The 23911-nt window shown below is 51.2% G+C and carries 24 protein-coding genes; 17 read left to right on the top strand and 7 right to left on the bottom strand.

The window, feature by feature from the left end:
* Positions 1 to 110 precede the first annotated feature (110 nt).
* The 6 genes from hemA (at position 111) to rhlB (ending at position 6522) form a co-directional block, all read left to right on the top strand.
* On the top strand, positions 111 to 1382 hold the full coding sequence (gene hemA / locus P1U47_RS11845; RefSeq protein WP_301029160.1) for a glutamyl-tRNA reductase: 1272 nt from the start codon (positions 111 to 113) through the stop codon (positions 1380 to 1382).
* 29 nt (positions 1383 to 1411) lie between these two features.
* Positions 1412 to 2494 carry a peptide chain release factor 1 gene (prfA, locus tag P1U47_RS11840; RefSeq protein WP_301029159.1) on the top strand — a complete coding sequence of 361 codons (1083 nt, stop codon included), beginning with the start codon at positions 1412 to 1414 and terminating at the stop codon, positions 2492 to 2494.
* Positions 2494 to 3342, top strand: a complete 849-nt coding sequence (gene prmC, locus P1U47_RS11835) for a peptide chain release factor N(5)-glutamine methyltransferase (RefSeq protein ID WP_301029158.1) — start codon at positions 2494 to 2496, stop codon at positions 3340 to 3342. Before prfA ends, prmC begins: the two co-directional genes overlap by 1 nt.
* Entirely contained in the window at positions 3335 to 4087 is a 753-nt protein-coding gene (locus P1U47_RS11830; protein ID WP_301029157.1) for a molybdopterin-synthase adenylyltransferase MoeB, read from the top strand. The genes prmC and P1U47_RS11830 overlap by 8 nt, the downstream gene beginning before the upstream one ends.
* Positions 4088 to 4139: 52 nt before the next feature.
* Complete coding sequence (locus P1U47_RS11825) at positions 4140 to 5072, top strand: DoxX family protein (protein WP_301029156.1); 933 nt, start codon at positions 4140 to 4142, stop codon at positions 5070 to 5072.
* A gap of 82 nt (positions 5073 to 5154) precedes the next feature.
* Positions 5155 to 6522: an ATP-dependent RNA helicase RhlB gene (rhlB, locus tag P1U47_RS11820; protein WP_301029154.1), complete on the top strand. Its 1368-nt coding sequence runs from the start codon at positions 5155 to 5157 to the stop codon at positions 6520 to 6522.
* On the opposite strand, the gene cysZ is transcribed toward rhlB, so the two are convergent.
* Entirely contained in the window at positions 6519 to 7250 is a 732-nt protein-coding gene (gene cysZ, locus P1U47_RS11815) for a sulfate transporter CysZ (protein WP_301029153.1), read from the bottom strand. The two genes, rhlB and cysZ, sit on opposite strands and share 4 nt — an antisense overlap.
* A 136-nt stretch (positions 7251 to 7386) precedes the next feature.
* Between cysZ and P1U47_RS11810 the strand changes: the two genes are divergently transcribed.
* The gene (locus tag P1U47_RS11810) at positions 7387 to 7752 is read left to right on the top strand and encodes a hypothetical protein (protein WP_301029151.1); all 366 of its coding nucleotides are present in this window, start codon (positions 7387 to 7389) and stop codon (positions 7750 to 7752) included.
* A 2-nt stretch (positions 7753 to 7754) separates the two neighbouring features.
* On the opposite strand, the gene P1U47_RS11805 is transcribed toward P1U47_RS11810, so the two are convergent.
* Positions 7755 to 7976 (bottom strand): cysteine-rich CWC family protein, encoded by a 222-nt coding sequence (locus tag P1U47_RS11805; protein WP_301029149.1) that lies wholly within the window; start codon positions 7974 to 7976, stop codon positions 7755 to 7757.
* A gap of 25 nt (positions 7977 to 8001) precedes the next feature.
* On the opposite strand from P1U47_RS11805, the gene smrA reads away from it, so the two are divergent.
* The 7 genes from smrA to P1U47_RS11770 all read left to right on the top strand — a co-directional run bounded on the left by smrA (position 8002) and on the right by P1U47_RS11770 (position 16411).
* Positions 8002 to 8583 carry a DNA endonuclease SmrA gene (gene smrA / locus P1U47_RS11800; protein WP_301029147.1) on the top strand — a complete coding sequence of 194 codons (582 nt, stop codon included), beginning with the start codon at positions 8002 to 8004 and terminating at the stop codon, positions 8581 to 8583.
* A gap of 142 nt (positions 8584 to 8725) precedes the next feature.
* Positions 8726 to 8929: a helix-turn-helix domain-containing protein gene (locus P1U47_RS11795; RefSeq protein ID WP_301029146.1), complete on the top strand. Its 204-nt coding sequence runs from the start codon at positions 8726 to 8728 to the stop codon at positions 8927 to 8929.
* A gap of 2 nt (positions 8930 to 8931) precedes the next feature.
* Positions 8932 to 11751, top strand: coding sequence for an SNF2-related protein (locus tag P1U47_RS11790; protein WP_301029144.1), 2820 nt, complete (start codon positions 8932 to 8934; stop codon positions 11749 to 11751).
* Positions 11752 to 11767: 16 nt separating this feature from the next.
* Positions 11768 to 13009 (top strand): RNA-binding domain-containing protein, encoded by a 1242-nt coding sequence (locus tag P1U47_RS11785; RefSeq protein WP_301029143.1) that lies wholly within the window; start codon positions 11768 to 11770, stop codon positions 13007 to 13009.
* A 1-nt stretch (position 13010) separates the two neighbouring features.
* Entirely contained in the window at positions 13011 to 14438 is a 1428-nt protein-coding gene (locus P1U47_RS11780; protein WP_301029142.1) for a DUF6880 family protein, read from the top strand.
* A 202-nt stretch (positions 14439 to 14640) separates the two neighbouring features.
* Complete coding sequence (locus tag P1U47_RS11775; RefSeq protein ID WP_301029141.1) at positions 14641 to 15687, top strand: DUF262 domain-containing protein; 1047 nt, start codon at positions 14641 to 14643, stop codon at positions 15685 to 15687.
* 1 nt (position 15688) lies between these two features.
* Positions 15689 to 16411 (top strand): MAE_28990/MAE_18760 family HEPN-like nuclease, encoded by a 723-nt coding sequence (locus P1U47_RS11770; RefSeq protein WP_301029140.1) that lies wholly within the window; start codon positions 15689 to 15691, stop codon positions 16409 to 16411.
* A 2-nt stretch (positions 16412 to 16413) separates the two neighbouring features.
* Here P1U47_RS11770 and P1U47_RS11765 read toward each other — a convergent pair whose 3' ends face one another.
* From P1U47_RS11765 to gatC, 5 genes are all read right to left on the bottom strand, one after another.
* Positions 16414 to 17472 (bottom strand): DNA cytosine methyltransferase, encoded by a 1059-nt coding sequence (locus P1U47_RS11765; protein ID WP_301029139.1) that lies wholly within the window; start codon positions 17470 to 17472, stop codon positions 16414 to 16416.
* 173 nt (positions 17473 to 17645) lie between these two features.
* Entirely contained in the window at positions 17646 to 17936 is a 291-nt protein-coding gene (locus P1U47_RS11760) for a PA4642 family protein (RefSeq protein WP_301029137.1), read from the bottom strand.
* A 35-nt stretch (positions 17937 to 17971) separates the two neighbouring features.
* Positions 17972 to 19420 (bottom strand): Asp-tRNA(Asn)/Glu-tRNA(Gln) amidotransferase subunit GatB, encoded by a 1449-nt coding sequence (gatB, locus tag P1U47_RS11755; protein ID WP_301029136.1) that lies wholly within the window; start codon positions 19418 to 19420, stop codon positions 17972 to 17974.
* Positions 19421 to 19430: 10 nt separating this feature from the next.
* Positions 19431 to 20885, bottom strand: a complete 1455-nt coding sequence (gene gatA / locus P1U47_RS11750) for an Asp-tRNA(Asn)/Glu-tRNA(Gln) amidotransferase subunit GatA (RefSeq protein ID WP_301029135.1) — start codon at positions 20883 to 20885, stop codon at positions 19431 to 19433.
* A 68-nt stretch (positions 20886 to 20953) separates the two neighbouring features.
* Entirely contained in the window at positions 20954 to 21241 is a 288-nt protein-coding gene (gene gatC / locus P1U47_RS11745) for an Asp-tRNA(Asn)/Glu-tRNA(Gln) amidotransferase subunit GatC (protein ID WP_301029134.1), read from the bottom strand.
* Between the two features lie 276 nt (positions 21242 to 21517).
* On the opposite strand from gatC, the gene P1U47_RS11740 reads away from it, so the two are divergent.
* From P1U47_RS11740 to mreD, 3 genes are all read left to right on the top strand, one after another.
* Complete coding sequence (locus P1U47_RS11740; protein WP_301029132.1) at positions 21518 to 22555, top strand: rod shape-determining protein; 1038 nt, start codon at positions 21518 to 21520, stop codon at positions 22553 to 22555.
* Positions 22556 to 22618: 63 nt separating this feature from the next.
* Positions 22619 to 23422: a rod shape-determining protein MreC gene (gene mreC / locus P1U47_RS11735; RefSeq protein WP_301029130.1), complete on the top strand. Its 804-nt coding sequence runs from the start codon at positions 22619 to 22621 to the stop codon at positions 23420 to 23422.
* 3 nt (positions 23423 to 23425) lie between these two features.
* Complete coding sequence (gene mreD, locus P1U47_RS11730; RefSeq protein WP_301029128.1) at positions 23426 to 23911, top strand: rod shape-determining protein MreD; 486 nt, start codon at positions 23426 to 23428, stop codon at positions 23909 to 23911.

Here is a 23911-nt window from a genome sequence, read left to right as displayed (position 1 = left end):
AAAAACATTGTTTGGAACAAGCTCGTAATAAAATCCACATTTGGCCTTCATCTTGCTAAAATTCACCGCTGTTTCCGCGTTAACCCGTAAAGCTAGGCGCACGTTATTTAATGAATTTGCTCGTAATTGGCATAAACCACAACTCGGCCCCGGTCGCGGTGCGCGAGCGCGTGGCGTTTGTGCCCGAGCAAATGTCGGCAGCGCTGCGCGATGCGCTAGCCAATATCGGGGTGTCTGAGCTGGCGATTTTGTCGACCTGCAATCGCACTGAGCTATACGGCATAATTACTGATGAGGCCGATGCCACCGTGCACGGGATGCTGGATTGGCTAGCGGCTTATCATCATATTGATCGCGCCGAGCTGGCAGATTGCATCTATGATCACCGCGGCCAATCTGCCCTTAAGCATATGATGGAAGTGGCTGCGGGCTTGGATTCTATGGTATTGGGCGAGCCGCAAATTTTTGGCCAAATGAAAACCGCTTACGCCCAAGCAGTGGATGCTGGCACCGCCAGTGGTGCCTTGCATCGTACTTTTGCGCAGGTGTTTTCCATTGCCAAGCGAGTGCGCACCGACACCGGTATTGGCGAAAATCCCGTGTCGGTGGCCTATGCCGCTGTTAACTTAACCCAGCATGTATTCTCTTCTTTGAGCAGTTGTACGGCGCTGTTGATCGGTGCCGGTGAAACTATAGAGTTGGTTGCTCGACATCTGCACGACAAAGGCATTAAGCGCATTATCATCGCTAACCGCACCCTAGACCGCGCGCGGGTATTGGCCGAGCAGTTTGACGCTGAGGCAGTGATGCTCTCGGATATGCCTAAATATTTGGTTGATGCCGATATTGTGGTGGCTTCAACAGCCAGTCAGCTGCCAATCTTGGGCAAGGGTGCGGTTGAGGGTGCACTGAAAAAGCGCAAACATCGGCCCATGGTGATGGTCGATATTGCGGTGCCGCGCGATATTGAGGCGCAAGTGTCCGAATTGGCTGATGTGTATTTATACACTGTGGACGATTTGCGCGAGATTGTTGAAGAAAATAAGCGCGCTCGCCAAAACGAGGCGCGCAAAGCCGACGATATTATTGCCAAGGCGCTCGTTGACTGGCAAATCCAAATTCGCGCATTGAATGCGGTGGAAACGGTGCGTGATTATCGCGCCAAAGCCGAGGAGGTTCGCGACGCCGAACTGGAGCGGGCACTGCGCCAGTTGGCGAAGGGCGACAATGCAGAGCAAGTGCTAGAGCAATTGGCGCGGGGCTTAACAAATAAACTAATACACAGCCCAACAACTCAAATAAAAGCGGCGGGCGCGCAGGGCCGAACCGACTTGGTCCACTGGGCGCGAGAGCTATTTCAGCTTAAAGACAGCGAATCCTGAACATCACCACCCAAATTAAGTGAGTCAATATGAAGGCCTCCCTTGTCAGTAAACTCGACAATTTACTTGATCGTTATGAAGAGATCGGCGCACTGCTCAGCGATGGCGAAATTATCGCCAATCAAGATCGGTTTCGCGGCTTGTCACAGGAATATGCCGAGATAGAACCTGTAGTACAAGGCTATGGTCACTACCGTCAGGTTGTGCAAGACCTTGCCGAAGCCACCGCCATGTTGAGCGAAGACGACGCCGATATGCGCGAAATGGCCGAGGACGAAGTTAAAGCGGCCAAAGCCAAGCTAGAAGTTTTAGAGCTTGAGCTGCAAACCCTGTTGCTGCCTAAAGACCCCAATGATTCCCATAACGTGTTTTTAGAGATCCGCGCCGGTACTGGCGGCGACGAGGCGGCAATTTTTGCCGGTGATCTATTTCGCATGTACTCCCGCTACGCCGAGCGCAAGGGCTGGCGGGTTGAGGTATTGAGTGAGCGCCACGGTGAGCACGGCGGTTACAAAGAAGTGATTAGCCGAGTCGCAGGCCAAGAAGTGTATGGCCATCTCAAGTTTGAATCGGGCGCGCACCGCGTGCAGCGCGTACCAGAAACCGAATCTCAGGGCCGTATTCATACCTCGGCTTGCACAGTGGCGGTAATGGCCGAGCCAGAAGAAGCCGACGAAATTTTAATTAATAAAGGCGATTTGCGCATCGACACCTTTCGGTCGAGCGGCGCGGGTGGTCAGCACGTTAACACCACCGATTCGGCGGTGCGTATTGTTCACCTGCCTACCGGTATTGTGGTGGAGTGTCAGGACGAGCGCTCGCAGCATAAAAACAAGGCGCGGGCGATGTCTTTGCTAACCGCAAAAGTGAATGATGCCGCGAATAGCAAAAACTTGGCCGAGCAGGCGACCGAGCGCCGCAATTTGGTGGGCAGCGGTGATCGTTCCGAGCGTATCCGCACTTACAATTTTCCGCAGGGTCGAGTAACTGATCACCGTATAAACCTGACTCTGTATAAATTAGACGAATTCGTACAGGGCGATGTCGATCATATTATTTCGCCGCTGCGCCAAGAATACCAAGCAGACCTCTTGGCGGCGCTGGCGGAGTAATGCCTAGCCTGAGTATTGCCGACGCCTTGGCGTATCGAGGGCAATTGGCGGCGCTGAGTGACAGCGCCGATCTCGATACCGCGCTACTGCTTTGCCACTGCCTAAACAAACCTCGCAGTTATTTATACAGTTGGCCGGAGCGGGAATTAACGGCAACCGAACAAGGGCAATTTGAAGCGCTTTTTGCGCGGCGGCTGGTGGGCGAACCCATCGCTCATATTCTCGGTCACCGCGATTTTTGGTCGCTGTCGTTGGCGGTGTCGCCAGCCAGTTTAATTCCCCGCCCCGACACCGAGTGCTTAGTTGAACGCGCCCTTGAAATAATCGACGGCCAACAGCGGCCCCAGATTCTTGATTTGGGCACCGGCACTGGTGCCATTGCATTGGCATTGGCGTCGGAACGTGCTGACGCCCAAGTGCTGGGATTAGATTGCGTGGCCGAGGCCGTAGCGTTGGCCGAGTCCAATCGCGCGGCGCTGGGTTTGACGAATGTGCGCTTTCAGCAGTCCAACTGGTTTGCCGAACTGGCGCCCAGCCGGTTTGAATTGATTGTTAGCAACCCACCGTATATCGACCCTGATGACCCTCACTTATTGACCGGCGATGTGCGCTTTGAACCGCGTTCGGCCTTGGTTGCGGCCGATGGCGGCATGGCGGATCTTAAACATATTATTAGCCAAGCGTCGAACTATTTGGCCGCCGGTGGCGTGCTGTTGTTAGAGCACGGCTTTCAACAAGCGGCGGCGGTGCGCGAGGTGTTGAGTGAGCGAGGTTTTAGCTGCGTAGAATCCCGCCGCGACTACGGCGCTAACGAGCGAATCAGCTGGGGAGTGTGGCGCAATGAATGACGAACAATTACTACGTTATAGCCGCCATATTTTATTGCCAAATTTAGATGTGGACGGCCAAGAGGCCTTGCTCCGCAGCCGCGTGCTGATTGTGGGAATGGGCGGATTGGGATGTCCGGTGGCGATGTATTTGGCGGCCTCGGGGGTGGGTGAACTGCATTTGGCCGATGACGACACCGTAGATTTAAGCAATCTGCAGCGCCAGATTGCCCACGGCAGTAGTGATGTTGGCCGCCTTAAAGTCGACTCAGTGGCCGACAGCATTGGCGCTATAAACAGTGATATCTCAGTGCTGAAATACCCCGCGCGACTGACTGGCAAGGCATTGATAAACGCGGTGGCTGCGGTCGATTTGGTGGTGGACGCCAGCGATAACTTCACTACCCGCTTTGCCCTGAATCAAGCCTGCTATAGCGCGCGAAAACCACTGGTTTCAGGCGCGGCAATTCGCGGCGAAGGTCAGTTATCGGTATTCGATTTTCGCCGCGAGGACTCCCCTTGCTATCGCTGCTTGTATCACGAGGCCGACGACGCGGCCCTCAATTGTGCCGAGAGCGGGGTGTTGGCGCCCATCGTTGGCATTGTTGGCAGTATGCAGGCGCTGGAAGCGCTGAAGTGTTTGGCGGGCGTGGGTGAGCCCTTGGTGGGGCGGCTGCTATTGATTGACGGTATTAATATGGAGCTGCGTCAATTAAATCTGCGCAGAGACCCCGCGTGTCCTGTGTGCAGTCGGGCGCGTGTCTAGTTATACTGCCTCCAGCTTTTCACCACGATAATGATAAAAAAGAGGGATGATCATGGCTTTGCTATTCAGGGCATATTACGGCGTACACGATTTTTTATTTGGTTTGCTCGCTAAATTAGACGGCTTGGCACCGCTGCTGATTCGCCTGTATTTGGCGCCAGTGATGATTGCCGCCGGCCTTTATAAATTTCGTCATCTCGATGCTATCACGCAGTGGTTAGGCAGCGGTTTAGGATTACCCGAACCAGAATTAATGGCGCAATTGCTTACTTATACCGAACTGATCGGTGGGTTTTTGCTGCTATTTGGCCTGGCCGTACGCTGGGTCAGTATTCCTTTGATGGTGGCGATGTTGGTTGCGGCAATCACCGTGCACTGGGATAACGGTTGGTTTGCAATTGCCCCCAGCGACCCCGCTTCCAGTATCGCAAAGCCGCTGGCAGATTTAGGTTTGCCGGCGGCGCGGGCCAGTATGGAAAATAGTCAGGCGGTGGCCGACCGCTTGGCGAGCGCGCGCACCATTCTTGATGAATACGGCGACTACGGCTGGATAACTGAAAAAGGCAATATTGCGGTGGTAAACAACGGCATTGAATTTGCCGCCACCTATTTTATTATGCTGCTTAGCTTACTGTTTAGCGGCGGTGGTCGCTGGTTTAGCGCGGATTATTATATAGATCGCAAGGCGCGGGCCCGAGTTAAGGCGAGCAAAGAGGCTAAGGCTGCCGCTAAGCGGGAGGCCGAAGAGGCGTTGCCACCGCCACCAGTAATTGCATCGGCGCCAGAAGCAGAGCCAGAGCCAGAACCCGAATCAGAACTAAAGCCGAAGTCGGCAGCGGTGGTGGATGCAGCGAAAACCGCAGCGCCCCAACCTGAAAGCAAAACTGAGCCCGAGCCTCAAGTTGAGCCGCCGACAGAGTCTAAGGAAGATCATCCGCCGGCCAAAACGCCCAGCGCCCAAGCCCCGAGTGACCTACCTAAATAGCAGGCCGTAATTGCATTTGGGCGTGTCGCCAGTGAATGGTGATAGAATGGGTGATTATTGCGCAATTTAAGAAGAGTGAATTTTGTTAAAAAAGTTGTTCGGCTCAGGTAAAGCATCGTCAGCGCCAGAAAAAGTCGCGGCTGTCGATAATCAGCGCGGACAGATCGGCGCAGCCGCTGCTCCAGTTAACGCCCACGAAGGCCGCAAGCGCTCGCCGCGAGAGCGCAGTGGCGCCGAGGGGCGTGCTGTGGAAGCGGCTTGGACGCTAGATCAATTTCCGGTGCCCGCCGAAGAGGGCAAGGTTCGTTTCCACGACCTCGATCTCGATCTGCGCTTAATGCACGGTATTGCCGACACCGGTTTTAAATACTGCTCGCCGATTCAAGGCGTGTCGCTGCCCCATACCCTGCGCGGCAATGATGTGATTGGTAAAGCGCAAACCGGTACCGGTAAAACGGCAGCATTTTTGATCACCATTTTTAATGATCTGCTGAATAACCCGATTGAAGAAGAGCGTTTTGCCGGTGAGCCCCGCGCCCTCGTTATTGCGCCAACCCGCGAATTGGTTGTGCAAATCGGCGAAGACGCCCGCGCCTTAGGTAAATACGCTGGTTTAAATGTGGTTACCTTAATCGGCGGAATGGACTACCAAAAGCAGCAGGATAAATTGGCGGGGATGGTCGATATTGTCGTGGCTACCCCTGGCCGCCTACTGGATTTTGAAGGCCGCAAAGACCTGTATTTGGATCAGATCGAAATCTTGGTCATTGATGAAGCCGACCGCATGTTAGACATGGGTTTTATTCCCCAAGTTAAACGGATTGTGCGGGCAACGCCGAGCACTAACCATCGTCAAACCCTGCTCTTCAGTGCCACGTTCACCGACGATATTATGCGGCTTACCGAGCAGTGGACCAAAGAGCCGGTTAAAATCGAAATTGAGCCCGAGAGCGTGGCCACCGACACGGTAGATCAAAAAGTCTATTTGGTAGAGTCGCAGGACAAATTTCGCTTATTGCTGAATATTGTTAAAGAAGAAAACGCCAAGAGCGTGATTATTTTCGCCAATCGCCGCGACGAAACTCGCCGCCTGTTTGAGAAAATGCAAAAAGCGGGTATTCGCTGCGGCATCTTGTCGGGTGAAATTCCCCAGAACAAACGCTCGCGGACTTTACAGCAATTTAAAGACGGCGAGATTGAATGCCTTGTTGCTACCGACGTGGCGGGGCGGGGTATTCACGTTGACGGCGTTAGCCACGTTGTTAACTACGTGTTGCCCGAGGATGCCGAGGACTATGTGCACCGCATTGGCCGCACCGGACGCGCTGGGGCAATCGGCACCTCAATTAGCTTTGCCTGCGAAGACGATGCTTTCTTGTTGCCGAATATTGAAGAAGCGCTGGGCATGAAACTGGCCTGTATCCGCCCCCCAGAGCACCTGCTGCGCTAACTCGCTTGCTTAAAACGCTCAACCCACATCAAGGTGCCGCCGCACACGGCGGCGGGCATAATAAATAAATTTAAAATGGGTATCATGGTGCCCAACATCACTAGGGCGCCAAAACTAAAGCTGGTGCCGCGCTGACTACCAACACGTTTTCTTGCCTCTTTAAAGCTTAGTTTGTGATTGTCCATGGGATAGTCGCAATACTCGATGGCCATCATCCACGCGTTTAGGGCAAACCACAGCACGGGTGCCAAGGGCGAAATCACAAAACTAGCGATTAAGGTGAGTATCGCAAAGCCGAAGTAGTAGAGTAGTTTTTGGCATTCGCGGCCGATACTTTTGGGGAAGCTGGCGATTGCCATGGCAATGGTCTCGCGGCCGGCCACTTCCTCGCCGGTGAGCATTTCTTCCACTTTCTCGGCCAGCAAGCCGTTAAAGGGCGCGGCGATAATATTGGCCACGGTACTGAAGATATACATCACAATTGCCAGCACCAAAATCACCGCCAGCGGCCACAGTATCCAGCGCAGAAAATCCAGCCAGCTTGGCAACCACTCAATTACCTGATTAATCCAGCCGCTCATGGCGTCGAGGGTGAGCGTGGTGAAGGCGCCAAAAATAATGATGTTAATCAGCAGCGGAATCGCAACAAATAGGCGAATGCCGGGCTGACGTATTATTTTAAAACCCCGTAATAAATAATCTGGGCCGCTAAGTGGGCTTGCTGTCATAGTGTATTACCGCTGTCGCAATTAAATAGGAATTCGCTGCTGTCTGGCCTGCATCGGATTTTCAGCTTATCCTTGTTTGGCTATTTTAAAAAGCGTAGCGGCGGTCTGAATATTTATTTGCGGGGAGATAGGCTGGATGAAAAGGAATTTGCTGGTTTTAGTATTTGCCTTAATGGGTTTTGGGGCCGCGACGCAGGCCACTTCGCTAGATGACGCTTATCATGAGATGTGCGAAAAGCTGAAATATTGCGCCTTAAAGGACGTTGCTGAAAGCGATTTGTCGCCAGAGATGCGCGCCATGATTTTACAGAGCATGGAGGGGGCCTGCGTTAGCATACAGCAACAGTTCGCCAATGTGGCGAGCGCCCATCCGCTCTATGTGCCAGCGAGCGCTTGCATGGAGTCAATGGCGGCCTTAAGTTGCGAGGAAATTGAAAGCAGGGGCGATCAATCGACCCCAGAGTGCGCCCGTTATGAGAAAATGGCGGCAACAGCGCCTTAGCGTTAGCTAATGCTGGGACGGCCGCAGGCTGCACAGATACAGCGCTGTGGCCCAGCCATGCTCGCCGCCTGCTGTTTGGCGGCGGTGTCGAGGGTAGCGGCCATACACCAACAATTGCTTGGCTCGCTGCCCGCCGCAACCGCACATTGATTGTCTTGGCCGCAGAGCGGGCATTGGGCGGCTGATGTATTCGGGCCGGTTAGCGGGGCTTGGCTACTGAGCATAAATTTACCGTATACGGAGGTGAGCATGGACGAAGAAGAGCAATTGTTCGCCCAAGAGATGAGCGGTGTCAAACGCCTTGAGATAGATGCGCGGGTTGCCCTGAAAAAACAGGGTGTCGACAATATTAATATTGCCGCCCGTCGCGAGGCGGCCACTGCGCGCAGCGAGCGCCGAAATTTTTTATCGACCGGTGATATTGAATTACTCGATCCCTACCATATTTTGGAATTTAAGCGCGAAGGTGTGCAGCACGGTGTATTTCGCCGTTTAAAACAGGGTAAATACCGCATTGAGGCGAGTTTAGATCTGCATAAAATGACGGTTGAGCAGGCGCGTTTAGAGGTTTTTGAATTTATTCGCGAGGCCATGAAATTGGATTTGCGGGCGGTGATCATTGTTCACGGTAGAGGCCACAATAGCAGCTCCAAGGGCGCGGTATTAAAGTCTTACGTGAATCGCTGGCTGCCGGAAATGGAGGATGTGCAGGCTTATTGCAGCGCGCAGCCCCAACACGGCGGTGCGGGTGCGGTGTATATTATGCTGCGTAAAAGTGAGACTAAAAAGCAGGAAAACCGCGACCGCTTTAGTCGCAGTCGCGGGGCCTAAGTCTCATTAGCTAAATTGACCGTGGCCGCGATGTTCATAGCGCAGGAGCAATAACAACGGGTGTCTGACACTTGCGATTTTCCCAAGACTGGCAAATACTACCTATTATTGGCTAAATACTGTTAATAACAAGAGTGTTGCGGTGTCTAATATAAACAGCGATCAAGTTCTGACCCTTGAGGAATTGGCGCTCTACTTAAAAATTCCTAAGTCAACCTTGTACAAACTGGTGCAAGAGGGGCGGGTGCCTGGCCAAAAATTAGGCAAGCAGTGGCGGTTTGGCAAGCTAGCCATAGATCGCTGGCTAGATTCAGAGCAAAAGCGTGATGGCAAGGGGGGGCAGTAGCGGTGTTTACGCCTCATCAAAGTGCCTATTTTGCCCACTGGCTAACGCAAAGTGGCCGCATAGAAAACCAAGTATCCCGAACCATGGCCTCTGCTCGGGTGGATATGAATCCCCACCAAGTTGAGGCAGCCTGCTTCGCGCTAAAGTCCCCCTTGGCAAAAGGAGTTTTATTGGCCGATGAAGTGGGCCTTGGTAAAACTATTGAGGCCAGTTTGGTTATTGCCCAAAAATGGGCTGAGGGTAAAAAGAAAATATTGCTGGTCACCCCCGCATCATTAAGAAAGCAGTGGAACCAGGAGCTGGCAGATAAGTTTGAGCTACCTTCAATCATTATCGACAGTAAAATCGCCAAGGAGCAGCGCCAGCAAGGCTTGACGAATCCCTTTGATCAAACTGAAAACATCGTTATTTGCTCGTACCAGTATATTGCCGCGCAAAAAGACCGCGTTGGACTAATTGACTGGCATTTAGTGGTGTTTGACGAGGCTCACAAGCTCCGGAATGTGTATCAGAGCAAGGGCAGTAAACAGGCAAAGGCGGTGGTGGATGCGACCCGTCATGCTGAGTTGCGGGTGCTGCTCTCGGCAACGCCAATTCAAAATAATCTAATGGAGTTGTACGGTCTTGCTTCGGTGATCGACGAGCACTATTTTGGCGATGCTAAGTCTTTTCGTACTCTCTATGTAAATCGTCAACGCAGCGGCGCAGCGCTAGAAGATCTCAAAAAACGCATTACCCCCCTGTGCCACCGAACCTTACGCAAACAAGTACAGCAAGAGGGCGGTATCAACTTTACCAATCGCTACTCGCTAACACAGGACTTTATCCCTAACGCCGAGGAGTGGGAGCTGTATCAGAAAATATCAGCCTACTTGCAGCAGCCCGATCTCCAAGCGATATCCTTTCAGGCTAGGCACTTGGTGAGTATTGGTATTCGCAAGATTTTAGCGTCTTCGTCATTCGCCCTTGCCGATACTTTGGCGGGCATGATCACGCGTTTAAAAGCGCAGCAGTTATTAGACGAAGACTCACTGACCGACCTAGAAGAAGCCGACGATTGGCTGGATCAGTTCGACGACGAGCCAGCGAACCCTAGCTCGAAACAGAGCAAGCTTGCCGAAGAAATCGCGCAATTAAGTGAATATCAGCAGTTGGCCGCAACTATCACCAGCAATGCCAAGGGTGACGCTTTGCTGCGGGTATTAGAAAAAGCGCTGGAAATGACTGAAAGTCTCGGCGGCCAACGCAAGGCCGTCGTGTTTACTGAATCTTGTCGCACCCAGCGCTACCTGAGCGATTTACTGGAAAATAACGGCTTTCAAGGCCGCACGGTGTTATTGAATGGCAGCAATAACGATGCTCAATCCAAAGCCATCTATCAAAATTGGCTAAGCCAGCATCAAGGCTCAGCACGGATTAGCGGCTCGAAAACCGCCGACATGAAAGCCGCCATTGTCGATCATTTTAAAAGTAATGGCGCCGATATTTTGATCTCTACCGAAGCCGGTGGCGAAGGTATTAACCTGCAGTTTTGCTCCGTACTCATTAATTACGACCTGCCGTGGAATCCCCAAAAAGTAGAGCAACGTATCGGCCGGATTCACCGCTATGGCCAAAAAAATGACGTGGTGGTGGTCAATTTTGTAAACCGTAAAAACCCTGCAGACCAGCGGGTGTTTCAATTGCTCAGTGAAAAGCTCAAACTTTTTGAAGGGGTATTTGGCGCCTCTGACGAAATTCTCGGTGCCATTGAAAGCGCGATAGATATTGAAAAACGGATATACGAAATTTATCAAAAGTGCCGTAATGAAGAGGCAATACAATATGAATTTGACCAGTTACAGCGCGATATGGAAGAGGTGCTGTCGGTTAAAGAAGAGGCTGCTCGCCAAACCCTACTGAGTCATTTCGACCGCGATGTTGTTGCCGCGCTAAAAACTCGACGCGATCGCAGTAAGGATTTTCTAAAAGACTATGAGCAAGTATTGCTAGACCTCGCCAGAGCAGAATTGCCAGAGGCGAGGTTTAACCGCAACCATTTTCATTACCAAGACAGCCGCTACGATTTAAGCTGGGTACTGGCCGAGGAACATAACGCAGAGTTTTTCCGGCTGCAAAGCAGTGAACATTACTTAGCGTGGGACTTAGTTCACCGCGCAAAGGCGCGCAGCCTTAAGCAAGCCCATTTGCAATTTTGCTATGGTGCCTTAGACGGTGGGCATTATGCTGCGCTGCAGCCCCTAATTGGGCAAAGCGGGGTATTGCAGCTTATTAAACTCACCTTTAAATACGCCAATACTGAAGAGCATCATCTGCTTGCGTTAGCGAAGACCGACGCGGGTGAAGACTTGAGCCTAGACAACGCCGCCCATTTACTGTGTATTCCCGCGAGCGTCCTGCAAGAGCCGCATAGTCTCGATACCTCGGTGTTTGAAGCATTGGCTAACGACGCCATTGCCAGCAAAGAGCAGCAGACCCAAGCTCAGCTAGAGCAGTATTTTGAGCAAGAAAACGACAAGCTCGAGCGCTGGGCAGAAGATCGCCGCCAAGCGCTCTTGCTCACCGTTACCGAACTGGACGAGGAAATAAAACTGCTTAAAAAGGCCGCTCGGCAACTGGCCTCGACCGCAGAGAAAGTGGCGGCAAAGAAAGCATTGCGTAAGCTCGAACGCAAACGCGACGATGCCTTAAGCGAATACCACGAAGCTAGAAAACATATTGAGGCCGAAGAAGACGCCTTATTAGACGAGATAAGTGCCAAGCTGGAATTAAGTACAAACCAACAAACCCTGTTCAGCATTCGCTGGACATTAAGCCAGTAGCCGGTGGGAGAATGGCGTGAACAGAGAAAAACTCAGCAAAGAGCTGCTGTTTCATATTCGCCTTGGCGAAGACTCTAGCATCGAATTTAAGGGCCTAAAATTTGAAGGCGAGCGCCTCGTTGGCCCAAATCGCGACAAAATGGCCCACGAAATCGCCGCCTTTGCCAATGGCCAAGGCGGGCGCTTATTACTTGGCGTAGACGACAAAAACCGCGATGTCATTGGTATTGCCGACGAGCAAGTTGCCAAAGTGGAAGAATGGGTGGTGAATATAAGTCAGCAGCAAATCCAGCCTCCGGTAAAAGTAGATACCCGCTTGCTACAACTGCCCGACCGGCAGGGCGATCTTAAAAATGTGGTGTACGTTGAAATTCCCCGTAGCATCATGGTGCACGCCAGCAATGGCCGCTACTACCAGCGGGTTGGCTCCACCAAACAAGAAATGAAGCCAGAAGTCTTGGCGCGTTTATTTCAGCAGCGCAGCCAGTCGCGGCTTATTCGTTTTGACGAAACCCATGTACCCAATACCAGCTTGGCCGATATCGACAAAAGCCTGTTGCAGCGCTTTTTAAAAGCGAATAGCCCAGAAAGTGAGCAACTGCGTAAATTACACCTCAGCGCGATTAATGAGGGTGAAATAGGCTTGTCAGTGAGCGGGGTTTTGCTGCTGTGCCAAGAGCCGGGGCAATGGCTGAGCAACGCCTATATTCAATGTGTTTGTTATAGCGGTACGGAGCGCGATGCTAACGACCAGCTCGACGCCGCCGATTTTAACGGCCCGCTAGACCAGCAAATTAACGGCGCATTTGAATTTGTTCGCAAAAACATGCGTGTAGAAGCGGTCAAAACCGTGGGTCGTCAAGACCTGCCTCAATATGACTTGGGCGCGGTGTTCGAGGCTATTGTTAACGCCGTAGCCCACCGCGACTATTCCATGACCGGCCGCCGTATTCGCCTGCACATGTTTGCCAATCGCCTTGAGCTATACAGCCCCGGCGCCTTAGCCAATAGCCTGACCTTAGACGGCTTAATGGACAATACCGTCACCCGCAATGAGAATATCGTTAACCTCCTTAGCCGCTACTACAACGCTCGCGACGAAGCTGGGCGCCAAGCGCTTATTGAGCGGCGGGGCGAGGGTGTACCTAAAATCATGAATGCCAGCGAGCGGCTTAGCGCCAAGCGCCCTGAATATAGCCTGATAGACGACAATGAATTACTGCTAACAATTTATGCCGCGAGTAAAGAAGCCAATTAATATGTCGATTGAAAAAGCCTTAAAGCCCTTAAAAAAGCAGCAACTGATTAATATGCTCGCCGCTGTTTACGGTATTTACGGCGATATAGACGATATTATTGAGCGGCATCTTGCTGTCGATGGTATGTCAGATAACATGGGGTCTAGCGCTGACTTACAGCAAGTTGTGCTTTGGCAAATTGATGAGCTTAAGACCAGCCATGAATATATAGACTGGAAATCCGTGCATGATTTTTCCTGTCGCCTGCAAAGTTTGCTGATCGACATAGATACTCTGGTGCGGGAGCAAAATCCCGTGTCGGCACTGGCGTTAACAGAAGCCTTTCTCGAAACCTGCGAGAGCATAATGAATCGCTGCGACGATTCTAGCGGCGATATTGGTGAAGTTTATCGAGAAGCCATTGATCAATGGCTCGATACTGCCGCACAAATACGGGCGGAACAAACTGATACTAAAATAGATTGGGTGGCAAAAGTCCGCTTTTATTTCGATAATAACGATTACGGCTGCTTTGATAATATTATCCGTCATGGCGCGTTGCTGTTAAGCGACGACGAGCTTACCCAGCTCGCGTGGCGTTTTGAAAATAATATTAAAAAAGCCTTGCTGCAGGCTAGGTCAGATAAATCAGAGCGATTCAATTACAACCCAAGCGCTGCGCACGCCAGTATTGGCTTGCGGTCAGTGGCTGAGGCACTTGAAGACTTAGCCATGTTTGAAAAAGCCACCCTGCTGCAAAGCCCCCAGCCCAATGAACTACAAATGCAGTCATTGATTGAATTTGCCCTGTACACCGAAAATTACGAGCGCGCCCAGCACTGGTTAGATCAACCCAGCTGGAGCGCGGAGCGCGGCCTGCACAAAAAACTCACTACGCAATTACTGTTGGAACAAGGCAAAATTGCTGAAGTGAAAGAAAACTTTCGCAAGGACTTTGCTACCACGCCGAGTTTAGTTAACCTGCTTTGTTACTGGGAAATGGCAGATAAAAAAGAGCGTAAAGCACTGCGCCAAACCGTGCTTAATATCGCGCCAAACAATGAGGATATTGGCAACGCCATTGAGATGTTGTTGCTAGTAAACGAAGAAAAATTGGCAGCAACTACCCTCGTGACCAGAGCGGCAGAAATAGCAACGTTTCATTACAGCCACGTACGCGATTGGCTTTCCGTTTTTAAGCAACACAAAGACAAACTCGCCGCCATAGTGTGCTACCGAACACTATTGAGCGACATTTTAGATCGCGGCCGCAGCACCGCATATCACCACGCCGCCGATTATTTTAATGCCTTGCTAACGCTGGATAAAACACAAAAGGCCTATCAGCCTTTAATTAGCGGCCAAGCGTATATCACCGAATTACAAGCTAAGCACTGGCGTAAGCGCTCGTTCTGGGCCGCGGCCGATTACTCGAATAAATCTGAGTGAAATCGCTAACCGTAAATATCGCTAACTAATACTGCTCATAGACACAGTTCATACGCAGGATACATTATGACCAGTTCCAGTTCCAGTTTCGTGCAAGATCGTAAGCTGTTACGTTAATAGTATTGCTCGGTGGTTAACCTTGGGCGGTTTGGTTATTGATTTAAATGTAAGTTTACAGGACGAATAAAGGGATCAGTTCTATATGGATAAGGACGCACAAAAACGGGCTGAAGAGCAGATTCTTAACTATTCTAAGAAAATTGACTTCTATACTTCAGAGTACACTCTTGAGATTTTGGCGCAGAAGGTGTCAAAAGAAGAGTACACAGTGCCTGAGTATCAGCGTGAATTTACGTGGGATGCTACAAGGAAATCCAAGTTTATTGAGTCCTTACTCATCGGACTTCCGGTGCCATTTGTGTTCTTTTGGCAAAACGACGAGACTGGAAAGTTGGAAATAGTGGATGGTTCGCAACGCTTACGAACTGTAGCGGAGTATTTAGAAAATAATTTAGCACTCAGTGGTCTGGAGCGGCTAGATCTACTTAATAATACTCGATTTTTTGATCTTCCTCTTTCGCGGCAACGTAAGGTTCTTAATAAGTCGATTAGAGGAATTATTTTATCGGACGATACTGATATAGAAGCAAGAATTGACCTGTTTGAACGAATTAATACCGGTAGTAAAGTCGCTAACCCTGCGGAGGTAAGGCGAGGCGCATTACGTGGGCCATTTATGAGTTTCTTAAATACTTTGTCTGAAAACCCACTGTTTAATAAATTAGCTCCAGTTTCGACGAAACAAAAGAATGAGCGAGAGCGTGAAGAGCTTATTTCGCGATTTTTTGCGTATTCTGATGGATTGGATGATTATCGTGACGACGTGTCCGCATTTATTTTTAGGTACATCAAACGGATGAACTCTGAGTTTGCTACGAATCCAAACTTAAAGGATCAATATTCAGATCGATTTAATGAAACTTTAGAGTTTGTATCTAAATCATTCGAGCATGGATTTCGGAAAACTCCTAAAGCAAAAACTACGCCGCGCGCGCGATTTGAAGCCATTTTTATCGGTTCGTACTTAGCTCTAAAACAAGACCCTAATTTGGTGGTGTCAAAAGAGGATGTGACTAAAATACTTGTGAGTGATGGCTTCATTGGGGAGATCCGGTCTGACGGGGCCAACGCAATACGCAGATTGCAGGGAAGAATTAATTATGTTCGTAATGCATTGCTAGGTCTCTGATATGGAATTAGTAAGAACTACATTCGATGATAGGGTCTCAGGCATTGAAAGTTATTTTGAGCTTGTCGATAAGATTGAAATCGCGGTCAGGTCAGGAGGGGCATTTATAAAAGCTGGTGATGACGATTATCGAATTACACCAGAACAGCAAAAGATAATGTACTCAGGTATATATCTCCATCTTTACAATCTTGTTGAATCAACGGTTTCAATGTGCATTGAAGCTGTCGAACGGCACGCATTAGATGGGATAGGCAATAATCTTTGTGACTTCACGGAAAAAATGCGAGCGATTTATGTGAAGTCTATACTGAAGCCTCATGAATCACTTAGTTACGAAAAACGGCTTGAAGGAGCCTTAGATCTTTTTCGCCAGGTTATGGGTGAAAGCGATATTCAATTAAAAATCTTTGCTGGTGGCGGTGGAAGTTGGGGTAGTACGGAAATAAAGAATTTCAGCAAAACTATTGGTGTGGATATCCATCTTCCTCGCGCAATAAATCAATCTGTTAATCGGCCATTTCGTGATGAAAAAGGCCCAATAAGGCTGATAAAGGACATAAGAAATAAACTTGCTCATGGCTCGTTATCTTTTGTTGAATGCGGGGAAGGGCATGTCGCTAGCGATTTTCGGAGGTTGATCAACATCGTTAAGGACTACCTTGCTTGCATAATAAGTGCTTACGAATATTTTATTGATCACTGCAAGTATAAAACGGCTTAAAGTTAATGGTTGTGAGGAACTGCTGAGCTGATAGACTGACCGACAACCTCTCCGAGCCGTACTGGAACTGCATTACCAATCATTTTTGCGAGTGCGGCTATCTGAGCGATTTTGTCTTTGGGATGGAACTGATAATTTTTGGGAAAGGATTGAAGCATTGCGGCTTCACGAAGACTTATAGCTCTATCTTGTGATGGATGGCCAAAACGGCCGTTTCCATATCCATTGCATTGAGTGGTTATGGTTGGCGATGGTTCATCCCAAGACATACGACCGTAAACGCTAGGAAACGTTTTTCCTGATTCTTTCTTGTGGCAATTAGACCGTAGTTCTTCAGGCCAGTCTAGCCAAGTGCCGCCGGGCTTAGATGTCCTTATTCTACGAAGATTGATCGGGGAGAGGCGTGAAGCTCTATGCAATGCGTCTCCAGAGCATGATTCCCCTGCAGCGATTTTTGGCAGCCCCTTTATAATATCGGCCACTGTTAGATAGGTATTTGGGTTGTGTGTTGGTCTTGGGATAGTGATCTCTCCAAGTCTAGAGGCAATTAACACTAAGCGCTTTCGGGTTTGCGCCATCCCATAGTCAGGGCAGAAGATGATTTTAAAGTCAGTGTGATATCCATATTTACTCAACAATAATAGGAAGTCTTTAAAAACTTCTTGATCAGCTAGTCCTGGGACATTTTCCATTGTTACAAAGTCAGGTTTTACTAATTTGATTAGATTCCCGAAGCTAGAGAGTAGTGTCCATCTTTTATCAAATTTAAGTCCTTGTTGTTTAGCGGCCCGAGAGTAAGTCGAAAATGGTTGGCAAGGCGCGCACCCAGCCAGTAGGGTGTAGTCCGCGCCGGAAAAGTGCTGCTCGATGTCATGCTTGGTAAGCAATGTTACGCAACGATTAATAAATACGGCGTTGTTATTATATTCATAAGCGAATCGACATGATTCTTCAATGTCGTAGCCAGCTACAACATTGATTCCAGTTTTTAACAAGCCGTTGGTCAGCCCGCCTGCGCCGCAGAATAGATCGACAGCTTTGATCGATAGTTGTTTGGTCATGTTTAGGTTGCTTGGCTTAATGTTATCGCCAGTAGATTATAAGTTGCTATAGGAAGTTGTTACTAGACTATTTTTTGAGCATTTTTGACTTGGTTTCATTGTTTTTTGTGATAGCCCTCAGTGGTGTTGCTTGCAAGGCCACCGTTTGGGGATGGCCTTCGTGGAAGGTGGGCTTAAACTGCGCCCTTGGCCTCTAGTGCAGCAACGTGCTCGCCGGAGTTGCGGTGTTCTTTGGCATAGCTAAGCACCGTGCGACCCGCTTTGTCGGTGGCATTAAGGTTGCGATTGGTCTCTAGGAACATGCCAATAAACAATTCGAAATCGTCGGCGCGCATGCTTTGGTAGGCTTTGAGCAGGGCGTGAAAATCCGCGTCGGTGCCGGCTTTGGGCTCGGAAGCCAAAAACTCTCTAACCCGATCTTCGGTCCATACTTCGTCAAGAACCTTTTCTTTATCTTTTTTCATAATATCGATTACCTTGTGGCTTGTAGGGGCAGCGCTTAGCCGCCCAGCTTTTCGTTTAAAATTTTGTTGATAACGCCAGGGTTGGCTTGGCCCTTGGACGCTTTCATGATTTGACCAACAAAGAAGCCCAGCATTTTTTTGCGTTTGCCTTCGTCGGCGCCGCGGAACTGCTCAACCTGATCGGGGTTGGCGGCCAAGACTTCGTCGACCATTGCGCCGAGGGCGCCGGTGTCAGAAACCTGTTTTAAGCCCTTGCTGTCGATGATCGCGTCGGCGCTGTCGCCTTCGCCGTTCCATAGCGCTTCAAAGACCTGTTTGGCGATTTTGCCGGAGATGCTGTTGTCGACAATGCGTTGGATTAAACCGCCAAGCTGGCTTGCACTAACGGGGCTATTGGCAATGCCGAGGTTGTCGCGATTGAGGGCGGCAGAGAGTTCGCCGTTTACCCAGTTGGCGGCGAGCTTGGCATCGCCAGCGGCATCTGCTGCTGCTTCAAAATAATTGGCGATGGCGCGCTCGGTGGTGAGCAGGGCGGCATCGTAGCTCGACAGGCCATAGGCTTGTTCAAAGCGCTGACGCTTGGCGTCGGGCAACTCGGGCATGGTGGTTTTGAGCTGGTCTACTAGGCTTTGTTCGATGACTACCGGCAGTAAGTCTGGGCAGGGGAAGTAGCGGTAGTCATTGGCTTCTTCCTTGCTGCGCATGGCGCGGGTTTCGTTTTTGTCGCTGTCGTAAAGTCGGGTTTCCTGCTTAACCTTGCCGCCATCTTCGATTAATTCAATTTGGCGCTGCACTTCAACTTTGATTGCGCGCTCAACAAAGCGGAAGGAGTTGATGTTTTTAATTTCGGCGCGGGTGCCGTACTCCGCTTGCCCCTTGGGGCGCACCGAGACGTTGGCGTCACAGCGCAAGGAACCCTGCGATAGGTCGCCGTCGGAAATGTCGAGGTAGGTCACAATAGAGTGGATCTTGCGCAGATAAGCCACCGCTTCTTCGGCGCTGCGCAGATCTGGCTCAGATACGATTTCAATCAGTGGCGTGCCAGCGCGGTTCAAGTCGATGCCGGTCATGCCGTGATAATCTTCGTGCAGGGATTTACCTGCGTCTTCCTCTAAGTGGGCATGGTGCACGCGTATATCGCGGCTGCTGCCATCGCTCAGGCTAATCGTGACAATGCCGGGGCCAACTATGGGAAAGTCCATTTGGGTGGTTTGGTAGCCCTTGGGCAGATCGGGGTAAAAATAATTTTTGCGGTCGAACACCGAGGCCATGCAAATATCGGCGTCGATGGCGAGGCCAAATAAAATGGCTTTTTTCAGTGCCTGTTCGTTCAGTACTGGCAGGGTGCCAGGTAGCGCCAAGTCTACTGCGCTAGCTTGGGTGTTGGGCGCCGCGCCAAAGGTGGTGCTGGAGCCAGAGAAAATCTTTGTTTTGGTGTTGAGCTGGACGTGAACTTCCAGACCAATAACTACTTCCCATTCCATAATGCTTTCCTTATACGCTGCCGGGCGCGACTTGGCGGTGCCAGTCGCTGCGCTGCTGATACTGATGGGCGGCGGCGAGCAAGCTCGCCTCGTCAAAGTCGCGGCCAATTAATTGCAGGCCAATAGGCTTGCCTTGGGTGAGGCCCACCGGTAGCGAGATGGCGGGCAGGCCGGCCAAGTTCACGGCTATGGTGTAAATGTCTTCTAAATACATGGTGAGGGGGTCGCTGACTTTCTCGCCCAAGGCAAAGGCGGGGTTGGGTGTGGTGGGGCCAGCAATAATGTCGACTTCTTTAAAGGCTTCGTTAAAGTCTTGTTTAATCAGGCGACGAATCTGTTGGGCCTTGCGGTAGTAAGCGTCGTAAAAGCCGGATGACAGCGCATAGGTGCCAATTAATATGCGGCGTTTAACCTCGGCGCCAAAGCCTTCGGCGCGGGTGCGGGTGTAAAGGTCATCAAGGTCTTTGGGGTTTTCGCAGCGATAGCCGTAGCGCACGCCGTCAAAACGCGACAAATTCGCCGAGGCCTCTGCTGGGGCAATAATATAGTAGCAGGGCACGGCCAAATGAGTGTGGGGCAGGCTAATGGCTTTGATCTCCGCGCCGAGCTTGCGGTACTCGTCTAAGGCTGCTTCCACCGCCGCGCCGATGGCGGGGTCTAGGCCTTCGCTGAAATATTCTTTAGGCACGCCGATTTTTAAACCCTTAAGATCTTTGTTCAGGCCGCCCACAAAATCCGGTACGGGCAGTTGCATGCTGGTGCTGTCTAGCGGGTCAAAGCCCGCCATCGCTTGCAGGAGCAGGGCATTGTCTTCGGCGGTTTTGGCCATGGGGCCAGCTTGATCGAGGCTAGATGCGAAGGCGATCATGCCGTAGCGAGACACGCGGCCATAGGTCGGCTTGAGGCCGGTGAGGCCACACAGCGCCGCGGGTTGGCGAATAGAGCCGCCGGTGTCGGTGCCGGTTGCTGCAGGTGCCAGCCCTGCAGCAATTGCAGCCGCCGAGCCGCCAGAGGAGCCGCCGGGTACGCAGTCGGTATTCCAAGGGTTGCGCACCGCGCCGTAAAAACTGGTTTCATTGGACGAACCCATGGCGAATTCGTCCATATTGGTTTTGCCCAAGGTAATGGTGCCTGCTTGCGCCAGTTTCGTAACGATGGTGGCGTTATAGGGGGCGATAAAATTGTTGAGCATTTTGGATGCGCAGCTGGTGCGCACGCCGTCTGTGCAAAAAATGTCTTTGTGGGCGATGGGCACACCGCACAGCAATCCGCCGCTGCCATTTTGGCGGGCTAGGTCGGCGGCGCGAGCTTGCTCGAGCGCCGCTGCCGCGGTTACGGTGATGTAGCTGTTATACCGTGGGTCGTGGGCGACAATAGCGTCTAGATACTGTTGGGTAATTTCTTCGCTGGAGAAGGTTTTGGCCTCCAGTCCGCGGAGGATGTCGGCAACCGTGTGATTGGGCATATATATGTGGCTCTTGGCAATATGTTTAATGTGGGTGTCGCGCAGTGGGCAGCTCGCGCCCCGTGGTCTCACTCAATAACTTGGGGAACCAAGTACAGGCCGTCGGCGGTCTGCGGGGCGATGGCTTGGAAGTGCTCGCGCTGATTGATTTCGCTCACTTCGTCGGCGCGCAGGCGCTGCACGGCGTCGTGGGGATTGGCCATGGCCACTACATTGCTGGTGTCCACCGCTTGCATGACATCGACCATATCTAAAATGTCACCAATGCGTTGACTAAGTTCGGCAGTGTCGCTGTCGGCAATGCTAATGCGCGCCAGTCGGGCCAGTTTGCTAATTTCGTTCTGGTCTAAACTCATGGTTCACCTGATTTGGGTGGTTTGAGGCTGGCGCAGGCGTATTTTTCGGGGCCGCTATTTGGACTAATAACAGAGTGTGGCACCGAGATTGCTTGGCTGACAGCAGTAAACCGTTAAACTTATCATATTTGCGCCTTGCCCTAAATCCCTGCCATTGATAGAGTGGCAAAGTTTTCAATTCAGGGGCACGCGAAAATTGCCGGGCGGCAATGTATTCGAGTCTCATTAGCCTGGCTCTAGTCTCTATATGCGAGCCGTATAAGGTGATAAATACTAATGTTTAAACGAATTCGTGGCATGTTTTCCAACGATTTATCTATCGATCTTGGAACAGCAAATACGCTTATTTATGTTCGAGGTCAGGGCATCGTTCTCGATGAGCCTTCGGTGGTAGCCATACGCGTGCACAATGGCCAGAAAACCATTGAAGCGGTGGGTATGGAGGCTAAGCGCATGTTGGGCCGAACGCCTGGCAATATCACGGCTATCCGGCCATTAAAAGACGGCGTTATTGCCGACTTTCAAGTAACCGAAAAAATGCTCCAGCATTTTATTAAATTGGTTCATCAAAATAGTTTTATTCGCCCTAGCCCTCGGGTTTTGGTGAGCGTACCGTGCAAAAGCACTCAAGTTGAGCGTCGCGCGATTCGGGAATCGGTACTCAGCGCCGGTGCCCGTGAAGTGCGTTTAATTGAAGAGCCTATGGCGGCCGCTATTGGTGCTGGCCTGCGGGTTGGCGAAGCCTCTGGTTCGATGGTGGTGGATATTGGTGGTGGTACCACTGAAATTGCAATTATCTCTCTAAACGGCGTGGTGTATTCCGATTCTGTGCGCGTGGGCGGTGACCGTTTCGATGAAGCGATTGTGACTCATGTGCGCCGTACTTACGGTAGTTTGATTGGCGATGCTACGGCCGAGCGAATTAAACAAGAAATTGGCTGCGCCTACCCAGGTAGTGAACTGCGTGAAATTGATGTGCGTGGTCGCAATTTGGCCGAAGGTATTCCGCGTCGCTTCACCTTGAATAGCGATGAAATTCTTGAGGCGCTGCAAGAGCCACTGCAAGTGATTATTCAGGGTGTAAAACGCGCGCTGGAGCAATCGCCACCAGAATTGGCCGCCGATATTGCCGAAACCGGTATTGTGCTGACCGGGGGCGGTGCGCTATTGCGCGGCATTGACCTATTAATTGCCGACGAGAGCGCACTGCCGGTTATTATCGCGGAGGACCCGCTGACTTGTGTGGCTCGCGGTGGTGGCAAGGCGCTGGAAATGATGGATCGCCATCATCTCGACATATTGTCTGCAGAGTAATAATGATTCGCCCCATAGCGGGAGGACGCAGCAATTAAACCGGTATTCTCCAATGAGTCGTCCGTGGGTGGGCGTCTGCTGCTGTTTGGCGGCGTGGCGCTAGCCCTGATTCTTATTGGTCAGCGGCTGGATTTTATGGCCCCGGTACGAACTCAGTTGTCGCTGGTCGCCGCACCGTTTTACTGGGTGGTTGATGTGCCTAGCCGCGTTGTTGGGCAATTCAGCGACGTGATTAGCAGTCGACGTGAGCTGATGGCCGACAATGAACGGCTGCGCGCCGAGTCGTTAATTCTTAACGCCAAACTTCAAAAATACATTGAACTGCGCGCCGAAAATGTTCGGCTGCGGGAGTTGATGAATTCTGCCGAGCGTCTTAATGACACCGTGGTAGTTGCCGAAGTGGTGGCGGTTGCCTCAGATCCGAATCGTCACCAGCTGGTGGTGGATAAGGGCAGTCGTGACGGCGCCTTTGTTGGTCAGCCGGTGATTGATGCTACCGGCCTGCTTGGCCAGATTACAGAAGTGGGTTTGCTGCAAAGTCGCGTTTTACTTATAACTGATAGTGCCCACGCCCTACCTGTGCGGGTGAGCCGTAACGGATTGCGGGCAATAGCCGAGGGCACGGGGCTAATTGATGAGCTGGCGCTAACCCATGTGGCCGCGACGACCGATATTCAGGTTGGCGACTTGCTGGTTAGTTCGGGTTTGGGCGGACGCTTTCCTGGCGGCTACCCCGTTGGCGAGGTTATTGAGGTGTCGATTGATCCTGGCCAACCCTTTGCCGAAGTGCGGGCTAGACCTATGGCGAAACTTGATCGCAGTCGCAATGTCTTGCTGGTGTTCAGTGAGCAGAAGTCGGAGGAGTAGCGCATGGAATCGCATGCGCACGGTCTGTGGTTTGTTGTTGTAAGTTTGTTGGCAGCGCTGCTGCTGAGTATCTCGCCTTTAAGCGGTGATTGGGCTTGGGCCCGTCCTGACTTTGTCTTATTAATGTTGGTGTATTGGCTGCTGGCATTGCCCGAGCGTATTGGGGTGTTTGTCAGCTGGCTGTGCGGCATTGTTCTGGATATTTTACAGGGCGTGGTGCTGGGCCAGAATGCGTTTGCACTGGCGGTGATCGCCTATATTATTCAAGTCTCTTACCAGCGTTTGCGTATGTTTAGCTTGCGTAAACAGGCGGCGTTCATCTCTTTTTTAGAGCTGTTCCATATCCTTGTTGACCAGTGGGCACAAAATATTAATGGTGTTGCGCACACGCATTGGCTCGTGTTTTTGCCCGCGTTGAGCACAGGTCTGTTATGGTTGTTCTTGCGCCCCATCGTTGGCTGGTTCCAGCGTCTGTTTGCGGTTTACTAA

This window comes from Zhongshania sp., assembly GCF_029212375.1.
Classification (GTDB): Bacteria; Pseudomonadota; Gammaproteobacteria; order Pseudomonadales; family Spongiibacteraceae; genus Spongiibacter.
Note: the sequence above shows the minus strand (reverse complement) of the source record. Positions and strands in the feature narration are given on the sequence as shown.